A 23508-nucleotide genomic window follows, 5' to 3' on the forward strand; every position below is an offset into this window, starting at 1 on the left:
GGAAAGAAATGAAAGTATTATTAATCAAAGATGTAAAAAGTTTAGGAAAAGCAGGAGAGATTAAAGAAGTTAAAGATGGTTATGGACAAAATTTTTTAATTGCCAAAGGTTTTGCTAAGGCTGCTACACATGAAGTTTTAAAACAATATGAAGCAGAACAAAAGAAAAAGGCTGAAAATTTAAGATTTGAGCTTGCAAATTTGGAAAAATTAAAAGAGGAATTGTCTAAAATCACTATTTGTATAGCTAAGCCTGTAGGAGCTAATGGAAGCTTGTTTGGTGGGGTTACTAAGGATGAAATCGCACATGCGCTAAAGGAACAAAAAGGTATAGAGCTTGATAAAAAAAGCTTAGAATGCGATACTATAAAAGAACTTGGTGTGCATGAAATTTCAGCAAAATTAGGTCATGCAATTCATGCTGTATTTAAGCTAGAAGTTAAAGGAGAATAATGTTTCACGCAACTACAATTTTAGCTTATAAGGGTAAAAATAAATCAGTTATTGGCGGCGATGGTCAAGTAAGCTTTGGAAATACCGTTTTAAAAAATAATGCCGTAAAAATTAGAAAATTGAATAATGGAAAAGTATTAGCAGGCTTTGCAGGAAGCACTGCTGATGCTTTTAATCTTTTTGATATGTTTGAAAAATTACTTTCAGCTTCAAAGGGCGATTTGTTAAAAGCTGCGATAGATTTTTCAAAAGAATGGCGCAAGGATAAATATTTAAGAAAATTAGAAGCTATGATGCTTGTACTTGATAGAGATCATATATTTTTACTTTCAGGAACTGGAGATGTAGTTGAACCTGAAGATGGCGCTATAGCAGCTATTGGTAGTGGAGGTAATTATGCACTTTCTGCTGCAAGGGCTTTAGCTAAGCATTCGAATTTAGATGAAGAAAATGTAGTAAAAGAGAGCTTGCAAATAGCTGGTGAAATTTGCATTTATACTAATACAAATATTAAAACCTATGTAATTGAGGATGATAAATGAATTTAACTCCAAAAGAGATTGTAAAATTTTTAGATGATTATGTAATCGGGCAAAAAAATGCTAAAAAAATCATAGCCATTGCGTTAAGAAATCGTTATAGAAGAATGCAACTTAGTCCTGAACTTCAAGATGATATTATGCCTAAAAATATTTTAATGATAGGTTCAACTGGTGTCGGTAAAACCGAAATTGCAAGACGACTTGCTAAGATGATGGGACTCCCTTTTGTAAAGGTTGAAGCAAGTAAATATACTGAAGTTGGTTTTGTTGGGCGTGATGTAGAGAGTATGGTTAGAGATTTAGCTAATGCGGCTTTAAATTTGGTAAAAAATGAAGAAAAAGAAAAAAATGAAGAAAAAATCAATGAATTTATAGAAAATAAAATTTTGGAAAAACTTTTGCCACCTTTACCAAAAGGAATTAGTGAAGAAAAACAAGAAGAATATCAAAATTCTTTAGAAAAAATGCGTGTAAAATTAAAAGCTGGTGATTTAGATAATAGTGTGATTGAAATTGAAATTTCACAAAGTGTATTTGATACAAATCCAAATTTACCACCTGAAATGGGTGCTATGCAAGATATAGTAAAGGTAATTGGAGTTGGTAGTAAAAAAGTAAAAAAAGAAATGAAAGTAAAAGATGCAAGAATAGCTCTAGCTCAAGAAGCAAGTGAGAAAATTCTTGATATGGAAAGTATTAAAGGCGAAGCTTTAAGAAGAGCTGAAAATGAAGGGATTATTTTTATAGATGAGATAGATAAAGTTGCTGTTTCAAGTTCAAATTCAAACCGCCAAGATCCAAGTAAAGAAGGTGTTCAAAGGGATTTACTTCCTATAGTTGAAGGTAGCACTATACAAACTAAATTCGGACCTTTAAAGACTGATCATATTTTATTTATTGCAGCAGGAGCTTTTCATCTAAGCAAACCAAGTGATTTAATCCCTGAACTTCAAGGTCGTTTTCCTTTAAGGGTTGAGCTTGATTCATTAGATGAAGATGCTTTATATGCTATTTTAACAAGACCTAAAAATTCTTTATTGGCTCAATATATTGAACTTTTAAAAACAGAAAAAGTAGAACTTGTTTTTGAAGATGAAGCTATAAGAGAAATAGCAAAAATTGCAAGTAAAGCTAATGAAGAAATGCAAGATATAGGTGCTAGACGCTTGCATACTGTTGTAGAAAAGCTTTTAGAGGATATTAGCTTTGAAGCAGATGAGTATGCTGGAAAAGTTTATAAGATAGATGATTTTAAAGTTCAAGTTAAACTTGGAGATATTATAGAAAATAAAGACTTAGCTAGGTATATCTTGTGAAGAGTGGCTTTATAAGCATAGTGGGTAGAACTAATGCAGGAAAAAGTTCTATCCTTAATTCTTTATTAGAAGAAAAAGTGGCTATGGTTTCTCATAAACAAAATGCCACAAGAAGAAAAATTAACGCTATTATTATGCATGAAAATCATCAGCTTGTATTTATAGATACTCCTGGCTTACATACAAGCTCTAAAGCTATGAATCAACTTATGATTGATTTGGCGGTTAAAAGTATTGCAGATTGTGATGTGATTTTATTTGTAGCTAGTATTTATGATGATATAAAAGATTATGAAAAATTTTTAAATTTAAATCCTAAAGTTCCACATATAGTTTTAATCAATAAAGTTGATTTGGTAAAAAAAGAAGCTTTGCTTAAAAAATTAAGTGAATATACTAAATTTAGTTCATATTTTAGTGCTATTATTCCCTATTCTGCTAAGCAAAAATTTTATAAAAAAATTCTTTTAGATGAAATAATTAAGTATTTACCTAATCATCCTTATTATTTTGATCCTGAATTTATTACTACCACAAATGAAAAAGATATTTATAGAGATTTCATTTTAGAAGCTATATATGAGAATTTAAGTGATGAAATTCCTTATACTACCGAGGTAAAAATTGAAAAAATTAAAGAATTGGAACAAATTTATTATATTAATGCTGTTATTATTACAGATAGTAATTCCCATAAAGGAATGATATTAGGTAAAGATGGTATGACAATTAAACGCATTGGTAAAGAAGCTAGAATAAAAATAGAAAAATTAGCACAAAAAAAGGTAATGTTGAAATTATTTGTTCAACTTGAAAAAAATTGGCATAAAAACGAACAAAATCTCAAAAAAATTCTTTACAATGAATAAGAAAAAAATAAATAATAATTATATAAATTATGAAAAACTTTTATATATTAATTTTCCAAATTTACTCAATGAAGATGAGATTTTAATTAAAAGTTTTAAAGAACTTGGTATTAAAGATGATTTTTCTTATAAGCTAGCGTATTTTTACAATGAGCAACATACTCATGTTTTTCTAACTAAATTTGAAAATATTTTAGATTATGATGTGTTAATTCCAGAGCCTTTACTTTTTGAAGCTTATTTTAATCAAAAAATAAGTAAAAATTTAGTTTTGATTTTTAAAAATAAATATATAGTATTAGTGGAATATCTAGGAAATCAGTTTCAAAATTGCAAGACTATACCTAATAGTATTTATAATATAAACTATGAACAACAATTAAAAAATAACTATGAAAATATTTTGAGCGTAAATGATGTTAAAAGTATAAGTGGTTTTAAAAAGAATGATAGTAATATATTATATTTTGAATTATTACAATCAAATATAAATTTTAAAATTAATTTTGCTTTAAAAGAAGAAAAATTAATTTATAAAACATTAAGTTTTAAAATTTTAAGTAGTTTTATATTTGGTGTGTTATTTGCTTTAATTTACCCTTTATATTTATATTTTCATGGATTAACTATAGAAAATGAAATTGAAAGATATGAAAACATATTAGTAGAAGAAGAAGCTACATTAAAACATTTTAAACAAAAACAAAAACAAACATTAAATCTTATAAATATGCAAAATGAAAACAATGAAAAAAATCAATATCTATATGATTTTTATAAAAATACACTTTGTTATAAAGATTTTTACAATTTTATTAAAATACTAAATATTCATAAAAGTTTAATTGAAAAATTAATTTTCAAAGACAATGTATTTCAAATAGAACTTACAAAAGACTATAATTTTTATGATGATTTTAAAAAATATGGATTTATATTGAAAAATAAAGAAATTAATAATGAAAAAATTAATATATATTTGCAAAAAAATATTTGATTTTTTAGAAAATATTCTAATTAGATTATCATCTAGAGAATATAAATTAGCTTTAATTTTAAGTTTTATTTTTGGTTTTTTTGTGGTTTATTTTAGTATGTTTAGACTTTTTGAAAACAAAGATATGCTTTTAAATGATAAATTAAATTCTTTGCAATTGAAAATACAGCAAAATAAAAATGATATTATCTTTGCTCAACAAGATATCAACGCTTCATTAAAAATAAATGATAATAAATTTAAACAATTAAAGCAAGACTATCAAACAATCTTAAATCTTATAGAAAAAAAATTATTATTAATAAAAGCAAAATCGGTTCAAATTCAAACACAACGTTATAAAGATAAATATTTTACATATTATGAGTTAAATTTGAATTTTATTTCAGATTTTAATTCGTTATTGTCTTTTTTACAAGAGCTTGATTTGAGTATTAAAGTAAAAAAAATTGAGCTTGAAAAATATGAAAATAAGTTAAAAATTACACTTAATTTAATATTTCCTCTAGTATAAATAAGTTTTTTTTGATACAATTAATTCCAAACATGGCAAGCGATCGCTTCAAAAAATGAAGAGGAAAGTCCGAGCTGCTATAAGACAAAGATTCCATCTAATGGATGGCTAGGGTGACCTAAGGGAAAGTGCAACAGAAAGAAAACTACCATATTTTATGGAAAAGGTGAAACGGCAGGGTAAGAGCCTACCAGTAGCTTTGGTAACAAAGCTAGCTATGTAAACCCAATCTGCAGCAAGAAGGGGTGGTTTTAGTCTTATATTTTAACCCTTCGCTTGACTTTGTTTGTAAAAACAAAGCTAGATAAATGATCGCTCTTGACAGAACTCGGCTTATAGCCATGTTTTATTTTATATATGCAGAAGCTTTTTTGAGTTTTTGTAAATTAACAGCTATTTCATCTTGCTTTTTTTTCATAAAAGCTAAAGCTTCATTAGTAAGAGCTAATGCCTCATTAGGACAATCTTTATAATCGGGTTTTTCCATGAGTTTAACTATTTTTTCTATATCTTCAGTATAAACAGCGATTTTAAACTCATCTATCCACTTTTTTTCACTCATTTTTGATGTACTTCCCTCCAAGCCTCTAACAAACCTTTGACTACATTTATCACTTCATCAACCCTAGTTTCATTATTTTCTATATTTGATAAAGAAAGTAGTTGTAATTGTCTAGTATATAAGCCACTTAAATAATGAGCTACTTCACCACCTTTATCATAATCAAGACAATTTATTAATTCTATAAAAATAGCACTAGCTCTTTTTACATAATACACTCTTTCTTCTATATTTTCATTTTGTATTGCTATTTTTATTCTACTTGAAAAGCGTAAAATACCACCATATAGCATTTCTATAAGTTTTTCTTGGGATTCTACGCCTACTTGATTTTGTGAATACGCACTATAAACTGCATTATTTACCATATAAAAACCTCTCTAAGTTAAGATTTTTGATTATTTGCGGCATTAATCATATTTGTAATTACATTTGCCTGACTATTTAATTTAGCGATAATACCATCATACGCAGCCCACTTTGCCCACATAGTATCATATCGACTTTCTATGGATTTTTTAGTATCTTCTGTTACTTTATTAAGATAATCAGCTTCTTTATTTAACGATGCTTTATATCCTCCAAATGAACCCTCAGAACTCATCATTTCTTTCATTGTATTTTTTAATATTCCAAAAGTTCCACTTTCTTCTTTATATTGTGAATATATAGTTTTAGGACTTAAACCAAATTTTTTTAAAAAATCTTTATCTCCTTGAATTTCAAGATTGCTTCCTGATGTTCCTTTGATTTTAAATTGTATTTGTTCTTCTGATCCTTGTTTAACTATTTCAAAACTAGCTTCTAGACCTTCTAATCCAAAACTATTTATATGATCAACTAAACTTTGAGCTCTTTCGGTAGCATTATTACCTGTTATTTTAAAATCATCGCCATTTTTTGTTTTACTTAAATCTATTGTTTCATCATTATATATAATTTTGAAATTTTTATCCTTAAAATCAATATCTTCATCTAATTTAACTTTATCTCCAACTAAATCAATATCTTCAAATCCATTGTGTCCTACGAAAAATTTTTCAGCCATTTCAGGATCTTCATTAAATTTGGTATTAAATTTAGAAGAATCAAAAGTTAGCGTTCCATCTGATAAAGTTAAACCATAATCAGCTAAAGATAAACTAACTTTAGAAGAAACTTTAGTGCCTTCAGAGCTTTCGCTATCACCTACTGTTATTGTTCCATCTACGGTAATAGTTTTAAGTAAAATATTATTGATTTCTGATTTTATATTGTAAATCGAACTTACACCTACAAAATTCCCTTTTGTTCCTGCATCAGGATCATATTTTGTAGCTGCAGTGATATTTAGCATCAAATCATTGTAAGATTTTGCTAAATTTTCTAAAGATTGTGATAATGCTTCGGTATCTTGAGTAACATTAAAACTAATTTCACCCTTTTGCTTAAGTTCTAAAGTAATATCAGGACCAATATCTGTGATAGTATTAGTTGGCCTAGTCATTTTAACACCATCTACACTAAAGATAGCGTCCATACCCTTTTGTATATGATTTTCATTACCAGCTTTTACATTATAGCCTTGTGGAGTATTAGTATCTAAAGTGATTCCAAATTTTTCACTTAATAAATTTGTAGCTTTGTTATCTCTAGCGTAATTTGCTTTATCAACATTACCATCTTCATCTACAGCATAACCTCCATCAAAAATACCAAGCTCAGCTCCATTGGTTGTTTTGAAAGTTGCTCCTGTATCTGTTAGTTCTAAATTAACTTTACCATTGGTTTTTTTGCTAATTTGTTCAGCTAGGCTATCATAAGTAGTATTTTCATCAATATCTATGGTATATCTATCATAAGTATCACCATTTTTAACTACAAAAGTCAAGGAGGTTTTGCCATCTCCTGAATTTAATAATTTATCACTTCCATTTGGCTTGGATGAAAGCGTTCCTTTGATTTGAGTTTTATCATTATTTCCATTTTCTCTAAAACCATACAAACCACCTGCACTAATGCTGTTTTTATCAAGCTCCCAGCCCATACCTTTTAAGAGGTCTTCATCACCTGAAAAAGAAATATTATTTTTGGTTCCTGTTTCAGCACTTTGCACCACTAAGCGATACGGATTTTCTTTATCTCCTGTATTGACTATTTTAGCTTCTACTTTTCCACCTGTAGCAGCATTTATTTTTTCTGCAAGTTGTGTTACAGTAGTGCTTTTATCTATATCTATTTTATAATCTTTACCATCTTGAGTAATAGTAAAAGAAGCTTTACCATCTTGTCCTTCTATACCTAAACTACCCATAACAGTAGCGGTTTTATCTTTAAAACCATTGCTTTGATATACATCTTTTTGGGCAAGTTGATCTACTACAACTTTCATGTTTTTAAGATTAGATAAAGAACCTACGGTTAAGCTTGCTGCTGCACTATCTCCACTTACACTAGGAGAAACTTTTTTTTGATTAAATTGTGAAGCATCACCAAGGCTATTTACAGCAGTTTGGAAAGCTAAAAGCTTAGCCTCAAGCTCTGCTAAGTCTTTTTGTCTTGAAGTATTAGTTTCAAGTTGCGAGTTATAAAGCTTCAAATGAGCATTCATTTCTGCTTCTTTGAGTTTGTTTAATGTATCACTTGTTAAAACACCTGAACCTATTCCTAAACTACCTAAACTACCTATTGCCATGATTAACTCTCCTTATCGAAAATAGTCCCAATTACACCTTTAAAATGTTCTATTAGCTTCATGACTTCCTCACTAGGAATTTTTCGTATGAGCTTACCTGTATCTTTTTCAGTTACATTAACATACATTGCATTTATTTTATCATTATATGCAAAGCGAACATTTGTTTCTAGTGTTTCCATTTGATGATTAAGTTTTTCTGTTGCGTTTTTTAGTTTTTCATTTAAATTCTCATCTTGATTGTTTAAATTTACTTGTTTTGTGTTTTCAAGAGAAGCTCTCTCAATATTTTTAGTATTGTTAAAATGAGTTAAGCTTTTGTTATCTCTTTGAATATTACTTATGTCCATTTTAAACTCCTTTTTAAAAGACTTTAAAACACATTATCGACACATTTTAAAAAAACTTAATAACTAAAATAAAAAACTATAATTTTATAAGCAAAAAGTGTTCTCAAAAAAGTTTGAAGTTAAAAAATTTCAAACTTTTTGAAAAAATCTTTATCATTTGGAAGTAATTTTTTTGAGATAAGCTTATCTATAATATTCTTAGAGCAGTTTGTCATTAAAGGCCAATCTTTGTGATAATCCTCTAGCAAACCTTTATTGGTAGCATCTATACAAACACAATCTTTTTTTATAAAAATATCTCTTTTTGCATCAATATTATTTACCACACGCCAAATTAGCATATAAGGATTTTCTAAGATAGCATCTTGATTTAAGAAAACTAAAATTCTAAAATGTTTTTTGTGGATTTGTAGTTTTTCAAAAACATACGAAATTTTTTCCTTTTTATCAATTAAAATCACACAAATTGGTGCAAAAGTTTGAGTATAAAATTGCTTTAAATTTAAAATATTTTCTTCTTTTTCTTTTAAAAGCTGAAGCAATGATTCATCATTTAAAATTTCAAGCTCGACTTTTTTTTCATTTCCACATGCGTCAAGCCCTGCTTTACCACCATAACAATAAGTACTTGATGCATGATCAAGTTGATCACAAATCCCTTCACTAATTAGTAGCTTTTCTTCATCAAAACGATTTAGTATATAAGGTATAAGCTCATCATAGTTTTTCAAGCAAGGTGCATTTTCATCAACAAAAATAGCATGTTTAACAAAACTCATTTGCCCTACTCCCCAAAAAGTATGCATTATTTGTTTTGCATGTGCTGGATATTTTGTTTCTATCTTTGCTAAGATTAAATTATGAAAAACCCCATTTTCTGGCATATTATAATCAAGTAAATCAGGGGCACTTGTTTGAAGTAATGGTAAAAAAATTCTTTCAGTGCCAAGTCCCATATACTTATCTTCTAAAGGTGGTTTTCCCACGACTGTGGCTTGATAAATAGCATCTTTTTTTGCAAAGATTTTTTCTATCCTTAAGACAGGACAAAGTTCAACTGGTGTATAAAAACCTGTATGATCTCCAAATGGACCCTCTGGTGCAAATTCATTTGGATCTACAAAACCTTCTATAACAAAATCACTATTATAAGGCACATATAAATCATTACTTTTACATTTTGCTAAAATGGCAGGTTTTTTCTTTATAAAACCATAAAGTAAAAGCTCAAAAATTCCTTTTGGTAAAGGTGCTTGAGCACACCAAATATACAAAGGTTCACCACCTATAGCTATACTTACTGGCATTTTTTGATTTAATTTTTTATACTCGTGGAAAAAATGACTTGCATCTTTATGAATTTGCCAATGCATAAGCAAAGTTTTCTCATCAACTACTTGCAAACGATACATTCCAAGGTTATTTTGCTTTCCATCGAAGCTTTGAGTATAAACTTGCCCCATGGTTATAAAAGGTGCAACATCTTTTTCCCATGTTTTTAAAATAGGTATGTCATATAAAGAATTTAAACTTTTATAGGTAAATTCTCCATCTTTTCTAATTCTTTTTGGCGGTATATTTTTAAATCCAATTAAGGTTTTAAAAAAATCAAGCTTAGCACTAAAGCTTTGCGGAATATGCATCTTAAGTAAAGAACTTATTTCTTTAGCTACTTCTTCATAATGCTTTCCAAAAGCTAAATTTAAAGCTTTTTCATTACAAAAAGTGTTTAAAAGCACAGGGTAATCGTATTTTTTGCCATTTTTTACCGCATTAGTAAAAAGCAAGGCTTTAGAATTTTCTTTTTTTACTTCTATATAAGCTAAATGAGCCATTTCAAGATTAATATCAACTGGCTCATCAATAACTTTTAGTAAATTGTTTTCTTTTAAAATATTGATAAATTTTTGCATTTATATCATACTTTCTGCTTCTTTTAAAATTTCTTTTGCACCTTTTTTTATCATTTCTTTAGCTAAAAACTCACCCGCATTTGTATAATCTTGCTTATCAATCACTCTTTTTTCTTTTAAAATTTTACTTGCATTAGGTAAGCCTACTATAGCACGAATTTCTATTTTTTCATCAATGATTTTTGCATTGATACCTATAGGTACTTGGCAACCACCTTCTAGGGTTTTTATAAAATCTCTTTCTATATGAGTTTCTATAAAGGCATTTTCATCATTTAAACATTCTAAATATGTTAAAATTTGTTTATCATCAATACTTTCTATACCTAAAGCCCCTTGAGAAGCTGCAGGTATCATTTCATCAAGTTCAAAAGTCCTAATGTATTTTATTTCTTTATCTAAGCCCAAGCGTTTAATACCAGCTAGAGCTAAAATAATAGCGTCAAATTCTTTTGCTTTAAGTTTTTCTAAACGAGAGTTTATATTACCTCTTAAAGATATGATATTTAAATCAGGTCTTAGTGCTAAAAGCTGCATTTTTCTTCTAAGACTTGTTGTGCCTACCTTTGCTCCTTTTGGTAAAGTATTTAAATCTTCATAGTATTCACTTAAAAAAGCATCATTTACTATCTCTCTTTTTGAAATAGCAGCTAAAACTAAGCCATCTGGAAAAAAACTAGGTACATCTTTTAAACTATGTACAGCCAAATGTGCATCACCTCTTAGCATACTTTCTTCAAGTTCTTTTGTAAAAAGACCTTTTCCACCTATTTTAGCTAAAGGAGAATCCAATAAAACATCACCTTTAGTCTTAAAACCTTCTAAAGAAATTTCTAAATTACTATGATTATTCAATAACTTTTCTTTTACATATTCACTTTGCCATAACGCAAGTTGGCTTTTTCTTGTTGCGATGGTTAATTTCATTTTTTATTCTCCTGTATAATCTCTACATCTATAATTTCATCTTCGTTGTTTTTTTGATATGCTGTTTTTCCTTTTTGATTTATAAAAATTTTCAATACCACCATAAAAACAAAAAGTAAAACACCTAAAAAAGTACTTAAAATTCCAGGTATTAAAAATAAAATTCCTACTATAGTTAAAGAAAATAATTTTATCATACTAAAAAAATTCATATTAGTATTTTGCATAGTAATAATATTAGTCCATGTTTTTGCTAAAAAAATAGCACCTAAAAACATACTTACAAAAACTATCATAAAAAAATTCAAAAAACCAAAAGTTGCTATAAAAATAATACTAAAAATTAATTCTAAAATTAAAAATAAACTAATATTTGTTTTTGCGACAAATCTCATAAAATCTTCTCTAAGTATGAAATTACTTCTTCTTTTTTTAAAATTTGTTTTTCTAAGGTTTTTCTATGGATTAGCTCTACTTCGTTATTTTCTAAACCTTTGCCTATAACTAAAGCATAAGGAAATCCCATAAGCTCAAAATCATTTATTTTAACTCCAAAACGCTCATTTCTATCATCAAATAAAATCTCTTTGTCTTTAAAATGAGTATAAATTTTTTCAGCAAAATCCATAGCTTTTATATCTTTTATATTAGAAACTATAATATCTAAAGCAAAAGGGGTTAAAGTTTTATTCCAAATACAACCTTTTTCATCATGACTTGCTTCTATGGCAACAGCTACTAGGCGACTTACTCCCATACCATAACAGCCCATAGTAAAAAATTGCGTTTTGCCATTTTCATCTAAGTAACTTGCATTCATTGCTTTTGAGTATTTATTTCCAAGTTTGAAAATATGCCCTACTTCTATTCCTTTACTTTGTTTAAGCTTGTGCTGACATTTTGGACAAAGATCACCCTCTTTAACTGCACATAAATCTTTAAAGCGTTCTTTATTTAAATTTACTACATTGATTCCGACTAAATGATAATCTTTTTTATTAGATCCAATAATCATATTTGTTTCATTTTCAAGCTCATAATCTATGTAAAAATCCACATTATTTAATCCTACAAAACCAATAAATCCTGGTACTAAACCTACTTTTTCTAATTCTTCTTCGCTTACATCAGCTAACTCTAGTGCATTTGCTGCATTTAGAGCTTTTACTTCTTGAAGTTCATCATCACCGCGTATAAAAAACAGCACAATTTTTTCTTCATTTTCATAAATAGCTTTTTTAGCAATGGCTTTAATAGTGTAATAAGGATTGATTTTAAAAAAATCCGCTAATTCATTAATAGTTTTTATATTTGGGGTATAAAATTGTGTTGCAAAGTCAGCTTCTGGTCTTTCATCTTTACAATTTTTTTTAGTTCTTTTTGCTGCTTCAATATTTGCAGCATAGTCGCAATTTTCGCATAATAAAATATCATCTTCACCATTTTTAGCCAATACCATAAATTCTTTCGAGCCACTTCCACCAATAGCCCCACTATCTGCTTCAACAGCTCTAAAATCAAGTCCTAATCTTGTTAAAATTTTGCTATAAGTTTCATGCATTAGATTAAATTCTCTATCTAAATCAGCTTCATTGCTATGAAAACTATAACCATCTTTCATTAAGAATTCTCTACATCTTAAAAGTCCAAATCTAGGTCTAGCTTCATCTCTAAATTTAAGTCCTATTTGGTATAAATGCAATGGTAGTTGTTTATAGGAAGTAATTTTATTTCTTATCAAAGCTACCATAGCTTCTTCGTGTGTTGGTCCTAAGACAAAATCATTTTCTTTTCTATCTTTAAAACGCAAAAGCTCCTTACCAAAGACATTAAACCTTCCACTTTCTTTCCAAAGACTAGCCGGAGTATTAAAGCTTAAATTTACTTCTAAAGCTCCTGCTTTATCCATCTCTTCTTTAATAATATCTTTGATTTTATCTAGCACTCTTTTGCCTAGTGGTAAAAAATTATATAAACCACTACCAATTTGTTCTACAAAAGAACCTCTAACTAAAAAAATATGACTTGGCAAACTAGCATCTTTTGGGTTTTCTTTTGAACTGATAGCATAAAATTTACTAAATTTCATTGTGATTCTCCAAACTAAATTCACATTTATAAGAATTTAAACCTTCTAAATTTTCATTTTTTAAATCAAAAACATAACGCATAGCATTTACAACAGAATCATTTTGCATAGTTCCACTTAATTTTTTTAAATTAACACTAGGATGATGTAAAAATACATTCATCACTTGGTTTATAAGTTTTCTAGCTTCTTCGTGATTTGTGTGTTTTAAATAACCTTTTTTTATGGCTTTTTGCAATTGCTCTTTAGCAATTTCATCAGCCCGTAAGCGTAGTTGTTTTACTAAAGGTAAAGTTGCTAATTTACTTAAATGTTGAAAAAAATCATTTGTCATAACACCTACTATAGAATATGCAATTTGAGCTTGATGCTCTCTTAGGGTTAAATTTTTTCTTACAACTTCTTCTAAATCATCAACAGCATAGACAATATTTTTTTCACTCATCTTTATATCAATATCTCTAGGAACTGCTATATCAAAAAAATATCGTTTAAAATCTTTTTCTTCTAACAAATCACTTGTTATAATGGCATGTGGAGCATTTGTAGCGCTAAAAAATACTTCGTATTTATTTAATGCCTCTTTTAAATTTGCTATACTTTCATAACTTACATCTTCACCTAATGTTTCGCTGAGTTTTTTTGCATTTTGTATATCTCTATTTAAAATTAAAACTTTTGCTTTTGCATTTAAAAGATGCTTACAGGCTAATTCACTCATTTCTCCTGCGCCAACAACTACTATAGTTTTATTTTCTAAATTTAAAAGTTCTTTAGCTTTTGCAACAGCAACAGAAGCAACAGAAATAGGATTTTTAGAAATTTCAGTTTGATTTCTAACCTTAGCTGCACATTTAAAAGCATAATGTATAGCACGAGTAATATGAACGCCACATTTTTGTTCTTGTAAAGAAAACTTATAAGCATCTTTTAATTGTCCAGCAATTTGTGTTTCACCTATAACTAAACTATCTAAAGAACTTGCTACAGAAAAAAGATGATGGATTGCTCCACTATCTTCATAAAAGTCTGCCTTAGCACTTAATTCATTCTTATCAACTCCACAAAGCAGGCAAAGTGTATTTATAATATGTTCGTTAAGTTTATCAAGCTCTCCGGTAAAAAGAAAAATTTCCACCCTATTACATGTACTAAGTATTAAACTTTCTAAAATTTTATTATTAGAATGAATAAGTTTTAGCAATTCTCGTTTTTTATCTTCGCTAGAAAAGGAAAGTTTTTCTCTAGTAGCAATATCTGTATTTTTATGTGTAAAACTAACACAATAATAATGCATTAAAATTCCCTTTCTATCATATTTTTAATAATATCTTCTAAATCTTTTATATTATATTTTTTTATAGTATCTAATGCGTTTTTGGAATAAAATTTTAATTTATCATTAATCTTATCGAAAATTTTGCATTCTTGCATTTTGGTTTTAATCCAAACAATTTCATCATCATTTAATTGTTTTTTATAGTAACTTTTTAGTTTTTCTTGCTCTTGGGTATTTAATTTTTCATATAAATATATATAAGCAAGTGTAGTTTTACCTTCTTTAAAGTCATTCATAACAGGCTTACCTAGAGTTTGCTCATCAGCTTTAATATCTAAAAGATCATCTACTATTTGAAATGCTAAACCCAAATTTTTACCATAAAGAGCAAAATCATCTTCATTTAAATTTGCAAGTATGGCTCCACATTTTGCACTTGCTTCAATCAAAACAGCAGTTTTATTATAAATCATATCCATATAAGCATTTTCATTGGTATTAAAATTATTACTCAAATTTACATCCATCAATTCACCTATGGAAAGCTTCACAACTGCGTTTGAGATAATTTTAGCTAATTTTAAATCTATTAAAGATAACTCATAAAAAGCTTTTGAGTATAAAATATCTCCTAGCATAATAGCATTTTTTGCACCAAATTGTGCATTGATAGATTTTACTCCTCTTCTAAGCTTAGCTTCATCAATTACATCATCATGTAATAAACTCGCAGCATGAATTAATTCTATAATGGCACAAATTTTATAGTTAATCTCACTTTCTCCAGCTATTTTTAAAAGAAGTTTAGAGCGTAATTTTTTACCGCCTTGTAGATTTAAACTCATTGTTATGATAGGTTCGTAGTTTAATTCGGATAAAAATTCATGCATATATTGATCAATCTTTTGCACTATATTTCCCTTATTTTGTTTAATATATTTTATTAAATTTTACTTTAGTTTTGGTTAAGAGTTGCTTTTCTAGGATCTAAAAATTTCACTTCCAATCTTTTATCTTTATCTTCTATATATACCGTAAAAACAGCTTCACCTTTTTTAAAATCACTAAATTCAAGTATTAATCTTGCTCTATCTATGTGAGGATTTTTATAATCAGGTATCAAGGTTTGATCTACCCAATTTAAATTTCTTCTTAAAGACATTACAAATTGTCTAGGATATTTTTTATATTTTGAATGAACAATAATATTGGTAAAATCAAACAAAGTCCATGAAAAATCAAAATAATAAGTTTCATCAGGATAGTCAATTTCTTTTATTTTTACACTTGCTTTTTCATCTTTACTTAAGGTAAATTTATAAGTATAATCAAAAAACACTTCTGCTTTAACAAAAATACACAACAAAATTAGAGAAAAAACTAAACGCAAATTTTAACCTTCATGACTTAAAATTTCAGCACTTAAGCCGATATAAAAATCATTCTTTCTCTCATCAATTAAAAGAGAATTTTCCATTTTAAACTGCGCTACATCTGCTTCGCTAATTTTATTTTTTTCCAAAAGTTCTATCATAGCAATGTGATCAGCTAGTAGTTTTTCCATTACATTTTCTAAAGCACCTAAATTTGCGTATTTTATTGTTTCTAGAAATTTTTCTTTAGGATTTTTTGCAAACATTTCATCAAAAATATCCATAGTTTTAACCTTTTATATAAGTTTGAATTTTTTCTATTAAAGTAGTTTTATCATTTGCTTCATCTAAATCTTTTATCTCTTTATGCCAAGAAACATGTATATAATCCATTTTAGCATTTTTAGCACAAAGTCTATCTTTTAAACTATCGCCTATAAAAAGACTTTTTTCATATTTTGCTTCATCTGTAATTAATCTTAACATCATAGGATCAGGTTTAGCTTCTATACCATAACTAACACCTAAAATTTTGTCAAAATAAGAATGAATATTTTGTTTTTTTAAAATAGGCACTAAACTTTCTTGTGGTGCATTAGTAGCTATGGCTAAATAACATTCATTTTTTTTGCAAAATTCTAATACATCAAGCACACCATCAAAAAGTACTACACTTTGATTATAGTGTTTTATAAAATATTTCTCATAGCCTTCTTTAAAGCTGGTATGTGAATAAGTATCAACCCCATAAAAAATCTTAGCATAATTTTGTCCTGGGGTGTTTATAGTATCTAAAATAAACTCTCTTTTTAATGGTGTCAAATTTAAATCAGCTCTTATTTCATTTACCGCACAAACAATAGCATTAGCACTATCTATAAGTGTGCCATCCATATCAAAAATTACATTTATCAATATTCATCCTTAAATTTAATCTTATGTTTATCTTTCTTATAGCTTTGATTATTTTTAAGCTTATATAAAGCATTTGCTTTTGAAATTAGTGTTTTTTGATCTAATTTCTCATCTAAACATTCATTTACAAAAATTTCTAAAGCTTTTGTATAAGTAGAATCCAAAAAAACCGCTTGAACTTTTTCAAAGATCTTAGCATTTTTTTGTATTCTTTCTCTAAAAAGAACTAAATCAAAATCTTCTCTTTTCAGTGCATTTATAGCAGAATTTACAAATTTTTCCAAAGCTCTTACATATTTTACTCTTAAAGCTTTTTCTTCGTTTTTCATTCTGCTGCACTTGTATTAATTCTACATTGTAAAGCTTCTTGAACTAAATTTCTAGCTATAGAAGCTTCTGCATCTATAATATGCAAATGTTTATCCGTATGTGGAAAAATAATTTTAGCACCCATTCCACTGGTTTTTAACACAGTTTGTATAGGTTTTTTAAGATTTAATAAAACTTGATAAAGCATATCAAGTTTTGCTTCGTTGTTAATAGTTATAATAGCAACTGAACATTCTTCAATATTAGCTATTTTCAAAGTTTCAACTTGAGCAACATTTGCAAAAAATACATTTTCATTTCTACTACGACCTAATTCAACTAAATTTAAATCACTTTCTAAAACCAAATAAGGAATCCCTGTTTTTTTAATCTTTTGAACTACTTCTTGCCCCAATCTTGCATAACCAAAAATAATAAAATGATCTTTCATTTTTTGATCACATAGATAAAATTTAGCCATATCATTTTGTTCAGTCTCAGCAGCATTTGCTATTTTTCTAAGATTATTTAAAATGAAAGGTGTTGCTACCATAGTTATAATAGAAACTATAATAAAAATTTGTGCTGTTTTTTCATCTAAAAGTGATTTTACTTGCATAAGTGAAAAAACCGCTAAGGCAAATTCTCCAATTTGCGAAATACTCAACGCTGTTTTAAGAGCTACTCTTTTTCTTGTATAAAGCGCTAAAAGTCCATAAATAACAACAAATTTCACAAACAAAACCAAAGCAACAAAAACAAAAATCAAAAACCAATTTTCAAAAACTATATGAAAATCAATCTGCAAACCAACACTTATGAAGAAAAATCCTAAAAGCAAATCCCTAAATGGAATTAAATCTGCTTCGATTTTATGTTTGTATTTAGTTTCTGCTATCAAAGCTCCTGCTATAAAAGCTCCAAGAGAATAAGAAAAACCAAAAGTATGAGCTAGAAAACTTGCACCTATAACAGTAAAAAGTATAGTGGCTATAAAAATTTCATTCGCATTTGTTTTGATGATAAATTTTAAAATATAAGTAAAAAGATATTTACCGATAAAATAAAGCAAAACAAGTAAAATAATAGCACTAATTATAGTGGTAAATATAAGTTTTGAAATATCTGCATTTTGCGAACTAAATATATCAATCATTAATAGTAGTGGTATTACGGCAATATCTTGAAAAAGTAAAATTCCTAAAGCCTTTCTACCATACTCTTCGTTAATATCTCCACTATCGTTTAAAATTTTTAATACTATCGCAGTAGATGATAAAGCTAAAGCAAAACCTGCTATCATAGCTATATGGCTTGTAACTCCTAAAATATAAGTAACTAATAAAGTGCAAACTAAGCCACAAGTTAGCATTTGCAAGCTACCATTTAAAAATACTTCTTTTTTCATAGCTAAAAGATGCTTGAAAGAAAATTCAAGCCCTATGGTAAACATTAAAAAGACTATGCCAAATTCAGCCACATGTATGATTATTTCATTTGTGCCAAAACCATAGAATTCACGAACAAACAATCCTGTAGCTATATAGCCTATAATTGTTGGTATCCCAAATTTTTTTAAAATTACATTTAAAATTACGGCAAAAGCTACTGCTATTAAAAAGATATTTAAAAAATCTTCCACTTATTACCTTTTTTTATAAAATATTATTTTATTTTTCTAAAAAAATTAAATCAAAATTGCTTCTATGTTTTACCACCGCTCTTGACTTAGAAGGATTATCTCTTCTATCAAGTTCTAGTCTTAATTCTTCTATAGTATTTTCAAACTCATCTATTTTGGTTTTAAGTTTTAAAATCACATCAACACCTGCTAAATTTACTCCAAGATCTCTAGTTAAACGCAAAATCATTTTAATCCTATCTATATCTTTTTGAGAGTAAAGCCTCATTTTACCATCTGTTCTACTAGGTTCTACTAAACCTTCTTTTTCATATTGTCTTAGAGTTTGTGGATGGATACTTAAAACCTTAGCCACTACACTTATTAAATACACTGGCTCATCATAACTATGTTCCATTATTTACTCCTTTGGTAGTTTCTCTTCTAATATTTTTACAAAATCAGGATCTAAAGTATTTATATCAGGTAATTTAACATTTAAAATTAAATATAAATCTCCATATATATCTGTTTTTCTATTTTGCACTCCATATCCTTTTAATCTTATTTTTTGATTGTTTTTTGAATTTGGTGGAATAGTGATTTTCACTTCTTTTCTTGGAGTTTTGATACTAATCTTATCTCCAAATAGTGCTGATTTTAGGCTGATTTCTATTTTTTTATATAAATCATCATCATCTCTTTCATATTCATCACTTTTTTCAAGTTCAACTTTTAAAATCAAATCCCCTCTTTGTCCTTGAAAACCTTTTCCTTTGCCTCTTATGCGTAATTTTTCACCATCTTTAATACCATGAGGAATTTTAATTTTAACTTGTTCATTGCTAATATTTATCAGATGTTCACCACCCAAAATTCCTTTTTCAAAAGGAATTTTTACGCTAGCTTGCAAATCTAAATCTTCTTCAAAACCACCAAATCCTCCAAAACCACCACTAAAATTATTGCTAGAGCTAAAACCTCTACCAAATCCCCCAAAACCACCACTAAAAATATTATTTAAAATATCGTTTATATCAGCTCCACCTGCATTTCTTGAAAAATCATGAAAACTTTGCCCACCAAACATAGAATCTCCATATCTATCATATTGAGCTCTTTTTTTCTCATCACTTAAAATTTCATAAGCAGCATTAATTTCTTTAAATTTTTCTTCAGCTCCACTTTCTTTATTAATATCTGGGTGATATTGTCTTGCTAATTTTCTATATGCTTTTTTTATTTCATCTGCAGTGGCATTTTTAGAAACGCCTAAAGTATCATATAAACTATTACTCATTTGCTTTCCTTGTTTTTTATAAGATTATATCAAAAACTTTAGTCTTAGTCAATCAACTTTTATAAGTTTTAAAACTAAAGGTTTTTTATTTACGATTATGTAAAAATAAAATTTTATACTTGTATAAAAAGATTTTACAAAAGGAAATAATAATGAAAAAATCAATAATTTTATCTTTAATGGTAGCTTCTAGTCTTTTTAGTGTTAATATTAACTTTAAACAAGCTGAAGATAATATACAAAGATCTTTGCCAACAAATAATTCAAACACTATACTTTCTTATCATGATTCTATACAAAAAGTTAAAAATTCAGTTGTTAATATCTCAACAACTAAAACAGTGAGAAATAATTCTTTTGGGATTGATGATTTTTTTAATGATCCTTATTTTAAACAATTCTTTGGGTTTGATTTTCCTCAAATTCCTAAAAATAAAAAAAATAAAGAAAAAGAAGTAGTAAGTTCTCTTGGCTCTGGAGTAATTATTTCAAATGATGGTTATATTATCACAAACAATCATGTTATAGAAGGAGCAGAAAAAATAACCGTAAATTTACCTGATTCTAGTATGGAATATAAAGCAAAATTAATCGGAGCTGATCCTAAAACAGATTTGGCTGTGATTAAAATTGATGCTAAAAATTTACCTGCTGTTACTTTTGCTGATTCTGATAAGTTGTTAGAAGGTGATGTAGTATTTGCTTTAGGCAATCCTTTTGGGGTAGGAAGCAGTGTAACAAGTGGAATAATTTCGGCTTTAAATAAAAACAACATAGGTTTAAATCAATATGAAAATTTCATTCAAACTGATGCTTCTATTAACCCTGGAAATTCAGGAGGAGCCTTGGTAGATAGCAGAGGTGCTTTGGTTGGAATTAATTCAGCTATACTTTCAAGAAGTGGAGGAAATAATGGTATAGGTTTTGCAATTCCTTCTAATATGGCAAAATCTATTGCACAAAAACTTATCGAACATGGCAAGATTGAAAGAGGATATTTAGGCGTAGTCATAGGAGCTTTAACTCAAGATATTAAAAAAGCTTACACTAATCAAGAAGGTGCTTTAATCACCGAAGTACAAAAAGATTCAGCTGCGTATAATGCTGGTTTAAAAAGAGGTGATTTGATAATCAAAGTAGATAAAACTGCGATTAAAAGTCCTATGGATTTGAAAAATTACATAGGAAGTATTGATCCAAAACAAGCCATAGAATTAACTTATGAAAGAGATAACAAAATTAAAACAACTAAATTTATGTTAAAAACTGATGAAACATCATTACAATACGAAAAAGGTTATATTGATGGTTTAAAATTAGTAGAATTAAATTCTAAAAATAAACAACAATACCGCATACCTGAAAATATTAGTGGTATTTTAATCACCGAAGTCACTCCAAAATCAAAAGCTGAAAAAATAGGTTTTGAACAAGGTGATATCATCATAGGTATAGATCAATATGAAGTTTCAAATTTTGAAGAATTAAACAAGGCTTTACAATTGAATAAAGGCAAAGAATATGTTAAAATTTGGATTAACAGAGGTGGGCTTGTAAGAGCATTACTTTTCTAAGAAAGGAAAAAAATGACAAATATTTTAATGATAGAAGATGATTTAGAATTGGCTGAAATTATTGCTGAATATTTAGAGCAATTTGATATGAAAGTAGATATTGCTCATGAGCCTTATATAGGTCTTTCAAGACTTGCTTTAAATCCTTATGATTTAATCATTTTAGATTTAAGTTTGCCTGGTCTTGATGGGCTTGAAGTTTGTGAAGAAATTCGTAAAAAATACGATACACCTATTATTATTTCAAGTGCAAGACATGATATTAGCGATAAAGTTGCTGCACTTGATTTAGGTGCTGATGATTATCTACCAAAACCATACAACCCTCAAGAACTTCAAGCAAGGATTAAAAGTCATTTAAGAAGAATTTCTAATACTAAAACCGCACAAACTCAAGTTAAAAAAGATCTTGTATATGATAAATATAAACATACAATTACTATGAAAGATCAAGAAATTAATTTTACAAATGCTGAATTTGATATTTTAAGTTATTTAATCAAAAAAGAAGGTGGAGTGGTAAGTCGTGAAGAACTTGTATATAATTGTAGTTCTATTAGCGAGGATTCTAGTAATAAAAGTATAGATGTAATTATTAGTAGAATTAGACAAAAAATTGGTGATGATCCCAAAACTCCAAAATATATCCATTCTATTAGAGGCATAGGATATAAATTAACTCAATGAATAAATCATCGATTTTTTATACTATAACTTTTGTTTTTTTGCTTGCTAGTGTTAGTGTGATTTTAGCATTTTTATGGCTTATAAAATACGATCAACAAAATTACACTAACGAACTTAATGCAAAATATTCTTTTATAGCTAATGTTCGATTATTGTATTTTAATAATGTAATTAGTGAAAAAGAATTTCAAGAACAAACCAAAAATTACAAAATGGTAGAGTTGATCAATCCACTTTCTATTAGGAAAATCATTTATAAAGCTGAAACCATAGCAAGAGCTCAAACTAGCACAGGAGTAGTTGAAATCATTACTCTAAAAGATGATGTGTATTTAAAAATTATCTTTGATGGCAAATTATATTTATATAAAGATTTAGAGTATCAAGGTTATCGCTATTTTGTAATAAAACTCATTGCCAGTATAGTAATGTTAGTTTTGCTAATTTTATATGTTTTTATAATTAGAAAATTAAAACCATTAAGATCTTTAAAAAGACAAATCGATAAATTTGGAGAAAATAAACTTGATGAAATTCAAAATGTCAGCAAAGGAAATGATGAAATTTCACAAGTTGCAACAGCCTTTTATGAATCCATTTTAAGAATTCAAAAACTAAATAAATCAAGACAATTCTTTTTAAGAAATATCATGCATGAGTTAAAAACTCCTATCACTAAAGGTTTAATTACTTTGGAAATGCTTGAAGATAGCAAATATAAAGAAAGGTTAATAGGTGCTTTTAATCGTTTGGAAATTTTGATTAATGAATTTGCTGCTATTGAACAAATTACTTCAGGAGTTGGGCTCATAAATTTAAAAAAATACAATATCTTAGATCTTTTAGATGAAGCTAAAGATATTGCTATGAGTGATGATGAAAAAATTAAAATTAGTATCAAAGAAAGTTTTAGTGTAAATGTTGATTTTAAACTTTTTACTACTGCTATGAAAAATATGATAGACAATGCTATGAAATATTCTGAAGAAAATACAATCACTATAGAAATAACCAAAGATTATTTATGCTTTAAAAACAAAGGTAAAGCCTTAGACAAAGATTTAAAATACTATACTCAAGCTTTTACACAAGGAAAGAAAAATAAAGATAGTTTTGGACTAGGACTTTATATAGTTAAAACTATACTAGATTCTCATAAACTTACGCTTTATTATGAATATAAAGATGGTGTTAATCATTTTTATTTTAATGATATACAAAATATAATTTTAAATTAGGAATTTT

At 27.7% G+C, this 23508-nt stretch carries 26 protein-coding genes and 1 other RNA gene; 10 read left to right on the forward strand and 17 right to left on the reverse strand.

Features of this window, described 5'->3' with window-relative positions:
• Positions 1 to 8: 8 nt before the first annotated feature.
• From rplI to rnpB, 7 genes are all read left to right on the forward strand, one after another.
• Entirely contained in the window at positions 9 to 452 is a 444-nt protein-coding gene (rplI, locus tag CARM_RS04200) for a 50S ribosomal protein L9 (protein WP_139425295.1), read from the forward strand.
• Positions 452 to 994, forward strand: coding sequence for an ATP-dependent protease subunit HslV (hslV, locus tag CARM_RS04205; RefSeq protein WP_139425297.1), 543 nt, complete (start codon positions 452 to 454; stop codon positions 992 to 994). The genes rplI and hslV overlap by 1 nt, the downstream gene beginning before the upstream one ends.
• Positions 991 to 2310 (forward strand): ATP-dependent protease ATPase subunit HslU, encoded by a 1320-nt coding sequence (gene hslU, locus CARM_RS04210; RefSeq protein WP_139425299.1) that lies wholly within the window; start codon positions 991 to 993, stop codon positions 2308 to 2310. Before hslV ends, hslU begins: the two co-directional genes overlap by 4 nt.
• Positions 2307 to 3179 (forward strand): GTPase Era, encoded by an 873-nt coding sequence (era, locus tag CARM_RS04215; protein ID WP_139425301.1) that lies wholly within the window; start codon positions 2307 to 2309, stop codon positions 3177 to 3179. Before hslU ends, era begins: the two co-directional genes overlap by 4 nt.
• Complete coding sequence (locus CARM_RS04220; protein ID WP_139425303.1) at positions 3172 to 4176, forward strand: hypothetical protein; 1005 nt, start codon at positions 3172 to 3174, stop codon at positions 4174 to 4176. The genes era and CARM_RS04220 overlap by 8 nt, the downstream gene beginning before the upstream one ends.
• Complete coding sequence (locus tag CARM_RS04225) at positions 4139 to 4690, forward strand: hypothetical protein (RefSeq protein ID WP_139425305.1); 552 nt, start codon at positions 4139 to 4141, stop codon at positions 4688 to 4690. The genes CARM_RS04220 and CARM_RS04225 overlap by 38 nt, the downstream gene beginning before the upstream one ends.
• A 27-nt stretch (positions 4691 to 4717) precedes the next feature.
• Positions 4718 to 5042, forward strand: an RNA gene (gene rnpB / locus CARM_RS04230) — RNase P RNA component class A.
• Here rnpB and CARM_RS04235 read toward each other — a convergent pair.
• The 17 genes from CARM_RS04235 to CARM_RS04315 all read right to left on the reverse strand — a co-directional run bounded on the left by CARM_RS04235 (position 5037) and on the right by CARM_RS04315 (position 20002).
• Positions 5037 to 5252: a hypothetical protein gene (locus CARM_RS04235; RefSeq protein WP_139425307.1), complete on the reverse strand. Its 216-nt coding sequence runs from the start codon at positions 5250 to 5252 to the stop codon at positions 5037 to 5039. The two genes, rnpB and CARM_RS04235, sit on opposite strands and share 6 nt — an antisense overlap.
• Positions 5249 to 5620 (reverse strand): flagellar export chaperone FliS, encoded by a 372-nt coding sequence (gene fliS / locus CARM_RS04240; RefSeq protein WP_139425309.1) that lies wholly within the window; start codon positions 5618 to 5620, stop codon positions 5249 to 5251. The genes CARM_RS04235 and fliS overlap by 4 nt, the downstream gene beginning before the upstream one ends.
• A 17-nt stretch (positions 5621 to 5637) precedes the next feature.
• Positions 5638 to 7926: a flagellar filament capping protein FliD gene (fliD, locus tag CARM_RS04245; protein WP_139425311.1), complete on the reverse strand. Its 2289-nt coding sequence runs from the start codon at positions 7924 to 7926 to the stop codon at positions 5638 to 5640.
• Positions 7927 to 7928: 2 nt separating this feature from the next.
• The gene (locus CARM_RS04250; protein WP_139425312.1) at positions 7929 to 8276 is read right to left on the reverse strand and encodes a FlaG family protein; all 348 of its coding nucleotides are present in this window, start codon (positions 8274 to 8276) and stop codon (positions 7929 to 7931) included.
• Between the two features lie 119 nt (positions 8277 to 8395).
• Positions 8396 to 10189, reverse strand: coding sequence for a menaquinone biosynthesis decarboxylase (locus CARM_RS04255; protein ID WP_139425314.1), 1794 nt, complete (start codon positions 10187 to 10189; stop codon positions 8396 to 8398).
• On the reverse strand, positions 10190 to 11116 hold the full coding sequence (gene hemC / locus CARM_RS04260; RefSeq protein WP_139425316.1) for a hydroxymethylbilane synthase: 927 nt from the start codon (positions 11114 to 11116) through the stop codon (positions 10190 to 10192). It abuts the gene before it with no gap.
• Positions 11113 to 11511 (reverse strand): FxsA family protein, encoded by a 399-nt coding sequence (locus tag CARM_RS04265; protein ID WP_139425318.1) that lies wholly within the window; start codon positions 11509 to 11511, stop codon positions 11113 to 11115. The genes hemC and CARM_RS04265 overlap by 4 nt, the downstream gene beginning before the upstream one ends.
• Positions 11508 to 13205, reverse strand: coding sequence for a proline--tRNA ligase (locus tag CARM_RS04270; protein ID WP_139425320.1), 1698 nt, complete (start codon positions 13203 to 13205; stop codon positions 11508 to 11510). Before CARM_RS04270 ends, CARM_RS04265 begins: the two co-directional genes overlap by 4 nt.
• The gene (hemA, locus tag CARM_RS04275; RefSeq protein WP_139425322.1) at positions 13195 to 14502 is read right to left on the reverse strand and encodes a glutamyl-tRNA reductase; all 1308 of its coding nucleotides are present in this window, start codon (positions 14500 to 14502) and stop codon (positions 13195 to 13197) included. The genes CARM_RS04270 and hemA overlap by 11 nt, the downstream gene beginning before the upstream one ends.
• Positions 14502 to 15395 (reverse strand): polyprenyl synthetase family protein, encoded by an 894-nt coding sequence (locus tag CARM_RS04280; protein ID WP_139425324.1) that lies wholly within the window; start codon positions 15393 to 15395, stop codon positions 14502 to 14504. Before CARM_RS04280 ends, hemA begins: the two co-directional genes overlap by 1 nt.
• 44 nt (positions 15396 to 15439) lie before the next feature.
• The gene (locus CARM_RS04285; RefSeq protein ID WP_139425326.1) at positions 15440 to 15874 is read right to left on the reverse strand and encodes an exporting protein; all 435 of its coding nucleotides are present in this window, start codon (positions 15872 to 15874) and stop codon (positions 15440 to 15442) included.
• Between the two features lie 3 nt (positions 15875 to 15877).
• Entirely contained in the window at positions 15878 to 16141 is a 264-nt protein-coding gene (locus tag CARM_RS04290; protein WP_139425328.1) for a DUF2018 family protein, read from the reverse strand.
• Between the two features lie 4 nt (positions 16142 to 16145).
• Positions 16146 to 16772: an HAD family hydrolase gene (locus CARM_RS04295; protein WP_139425330.1), complete on the reverse strand. Its 627-nt coding sequence runs from the start codon at positions 16770 to 16772 to the stop codon at positions 16146 to 16148.
• On the reverse strand, positions 16769 to 17101 hold the full coding sequence (locus tag CARM_RS04300) for a hypothetical protein (protein WP_139425332.1): 333 nt from the start codon (positions 17099 to 17101) through the stop codon (positions 16769 to 16771). Before CARM_RS04300 ends, CARM_RS04295 begins: the two co-directional genes overlap by 4 nt.
• Complete coding sequence (locus CARM_RS04305) at positions 17098 to 18723, reverse strand: cation:proton antiporter (RefSeq protein ID WP_139425334.1); 1626 nt, start codon at positions 18721 to 18723, stop codon at positions 17098 to 17100. The genes CARM_RS04300 and CARM_RS04305 overlap by 4 nt, the downstream gene beginning before the upstream one ends.
• A gap of 28 nt (positions 18724 to 18751) precedes the next feature.
• Positions 18752 to 19120, reverse strand: coding sequence for a heat shock protein transcriptional repressor HspR (locus tag CARM_RS04310; RefSeq protein WP_139425336.1), 369 nt, complete (start codon positions 19118 to 19120; stop codon positions 18752 to 18754).
• Positions 19121 to 19123: 3 nt separating this feature from the next.
• A complete protein-coding gene (locus CARM_RS04315) occupies positions 19124 to 20002 on the reverse strand; it encodes a DnaJ C-terminal domain-containing protein (RefSeq protein WP_139425338.1) in 879 nt (292 codons plus the stop codon).
• 152 nt (positions 20003 to 20154) lie between these two features.
• Here CARM_RS04315 and CARM_RS04320 point away from each other — a divergent pair, with 152 nt between their 5' ends.
• The 3 genes from CARM_RS04320 to CARM_RS04330 are packed head-to-tail and all read left to right on the forward strand — an operon-like array spanning position 20155 to position 23501.
• On the forward strand, positions 20155 to 21576 hold the full coding sequence (locus CARM_RS04320; RefSeq protein ID WP_139425340.1) for a DegQ family serine endoprotease: 1422 nt from the start codon (positions 20155 to 20157) through the stop codon (positions 21574 to 21576).
• Positions 21577 to 21588: 12 nt separating this feature from the next.
• The gene (locus CARM_RS04325; protein ID WP_139425342.1) at positions 21589 to 22263 is read left to right on the forward strand and encodes a response regulator transcription factor; all 675 of its coding nucleotides are present in this window, start codon (positions 21589 to 21591) and stop codon (positions 22261 to 22263) included.
• Positions 22260 to 23501: an ArsS family sensor histidine kinase gene (locus CARM_RS04330; protein WP_139425344.1), complete on the forward strand. Its 1242-nt coding sequence runs from the start codon at positions 22260 to 22262 to the stop codon at positions 23499 to 23501. The genes CARM_RS04325 and CARM_RS04330 overlap by 4 nt, the downstream gene beginning before the upstream one ends.
• Positions 23502 to 23508 lie beyond the last annotated feature (7 nt).

Origin of the sequence: Campylobacter armoricus, assembly GCF_013372105.1 — a bacterium.
GTDB classification, from domain to species: Bacteria; Campylobacterota; Campylobacteria; order Campylobacterales; family Campylobacteraceae; genus Campylobacter_D; species Campylobacter_D armoricus.